The 1,941-nt window shown below is 69.3% G+C and carries 3 protein-coding genes and 1 pseudogene; 3 read left to right on the forward strand and 1 reads right to left on the reverse strand.

What is annotated here, in order from left to right; genetic code table 11:
• Positions 1-48: 48 nt before the first annotated feature.
• The 3 genes and pseudogenes from KVS67_RS11360 to KVS67_RS14135 form a co-directional block, all read left to right on the forward strand.
• Positions 49-227 (forward strand): annotated as a pseudogene (locus KVS67_RS11360) (transposase); the annotation flags it as partial.
• 105 nt (positions 228-332) lie between these two features.
• A complete protein-coding gene (locus KVS67_RS11365) occupies positions 333-926 on the forward strand; it encodes a GNAT family N-acetyltransferase (protein ID WP_220478918.1) in 594 nt (197 codons plus the stop codon).
• A 110-nt stretch (positions 927-1,036) separates the two neighbouring features.
• A complete protein-coding gene (locus tag KVS67_RS14135) occupies positions 1,037-1,603 on the forward strand; it encodes a hypothetical protein (protein WP_254629351.1) in 567 nt (188 codons plus the stop codon).
• Positions 1,604-1,734: 131 nt separating this feature from the next.
• Here the strand turns inward: KVS67_RS14135 and KVS67_RS11375 are convergent.
• The coding region (locus KVS67_RS11375) for a transposase (protein ID WP_217565381.1) at positions 1,735-1,941 on the reverse strand (207 nt) is incomplete at its 5' end.

Consider the following 1,941-nt stretch of genomic DNA (forward strand, 5'->3'; position numbering starts at 1 on the left):
TCACTGGGCAGTCCTCATGGCCGTCAGCGGGTCATTCCCTGGCCACCTATGGGCAGCTTTTCATGGCCGCTTACACACGTCGTCTCCGACGCCCGATCGGAGCTGATCGCCCCGCTGCTCCAGACCGCACGGGCCGGCAGGGTCGACCCTTCTCGGATGTCCGCACGATGGTCGAAGCGATCATCTGCCAGTGCAGGTGCGGGACTCCGTGGCGGGATCTGCCCGAGGTCAACGGGCCCTGAGAGGCCGCGTGGATCTGACATCGACGCAGGGTGCGGGCACTGGTCTGTCCGGGGGCTGACTCGAGAACTTTTGTTCGTACCCTGTCTGTCATGGCCACCCCTCTCCTGGAGCTCGCCGCGAGTCGAGGCGTCTGCTTCCCGCTGCGAGCCCGCCGGCTGACCCTCACCCCGTTCCGGGGTCTCGATGCACCCGCCGTGTGGAGCTTCTGCCGTCGTGAGCAGGTGTGGTCGTGGACCTCCGGCCGCCCGGAGAGTGAGAACGCGCTGCGCGAGTCCTACCTCGGGGCGGGGGACCGTCTCACCGTGCGGGCCGGAGACGTCATCGTCGGTGTCGGGAAGGTCGCGGTGCAGGACGCGTGGAGTCAGGGCGGCCCGCGGGAGGAAGCCCGGGACGCCCAGGCCGAGCTCGGCTGGACGATCGATCCGCGCCAGGCCGGGCAGGGCTATGGCACCGAGCTTGCGCGAGCCCTGCTGGGCTTCGCGTTCGACGATCTGGGTGTGCGGCGCGTGGAGGCTCATGCCTTCGCGGACAACGCTCCGAGCCTGCGCATCATGGAGAAGGTGGGGATGCGTCACGAGGGCACGTTCAAGGAGGAGTCTCTGCATCTCACGCGCGGCTGGGTGGATGGCGCCACCTACGCGATGCTCGCCTCGGAGTTCCATTCGCCCCTTACGCAGGAGTGATCCCGGCGGCCACGACCGCATGATCTGCCGCTCCACCGCCGAGGGCCGTGTGCCAGCAGGGGGCTGTGAGCCGGGTGGGGAATGAGCGTGAGTGGCGGTGGCGCATCGGTGTGGCACCTCCCCTGGTGGGTTCGGCTGGTGTGTTCGCGGGGCTGCGGCAGGATCTGGGACTGGGGTGGGGTTTGACGCTGGTGGCCGTCACGGCCCTCGGGGCGATGCTCGCCTTGCGAGGGGTGCATCACCGGGTCGAGGCGGAGCAGGCTCGCCGCAACGTGTTTGACGCCGGAGCCGGCTCCACCGCGTGGGTGATGCTGCTGATGGGGGCCGCGGTCATTCCGGGGCTGGTGCTGAACGCGATCGACGACGCCGGCGTCCGGGCGGTCGTGGCCGGTCTGCTCGGCGCGGTGCTCGCTGCCGCCGCTGTCGAGATGCAGCGAAGAGTTCACACGACGCGCGGTGAACTCTTCGCATATCAGGCGGGATCCGGTCGGCGTGAAATCTGGGTGTCCCGGTGGGCGCTCCCGCGCGCCCCAGGGCCCGCCAGAAACGTACGGGCGGCTGCCGCTCTGGCGGGTCGGTTGTGGCGAGTCATGTGGCGGGCGGACAGGGTCGGATGTGGCGCGCACGGCGCATGGCGGGGTCCCTCGCCACAAACGACCGATTGTGCGCGTGGGTGAGTTGCCGGGGCGGCGCGCCAGACGAGTGAGGGTCACGGCGATGGCGAGGGAGAGCAACGCCATCACCTGCTACCCGGCCGGTGCCCGCCCGGGGTCGACGCTGGAGCCCAACGCGCCGCCGGCCAGTACACCTAGGGCATGTCTGACAATCGTTTTGACCATGCGAGCACAGCATTCAGCACCACAGCGGACCGGTAGACGATCGCGTACTTGTCATACCGGGTCGCCAGACCCCGCCACTGCTTCAGGTGAGCGTACTGACGCTCGATGACATTGCGGCCCTTGTAGGCGTCCGCGTCGAGGCTGACGGGGCGCCCGCCGCGGGCACCGCGCCGTCT

Origin of the sequence: Micrococcus sp. GbtcB5 (assembly GCF_019091605.1) — a bacterium.
Lineage (GTDB): Bacteria > Actinomycetota > Actinomycetes > Actinomycetales > Micrococcaceae > Micrococcus > Micrococcus luteus.

Coding starts and splice junctions, on each gene's coding strand:
- KVS67_RS11365 (WP_220478918.1), top strand. CDS start 333: ATGGCCACCCCTCTCCTGGAGCTCGCCGCGAGTCGAGGCGTCTGCTTC.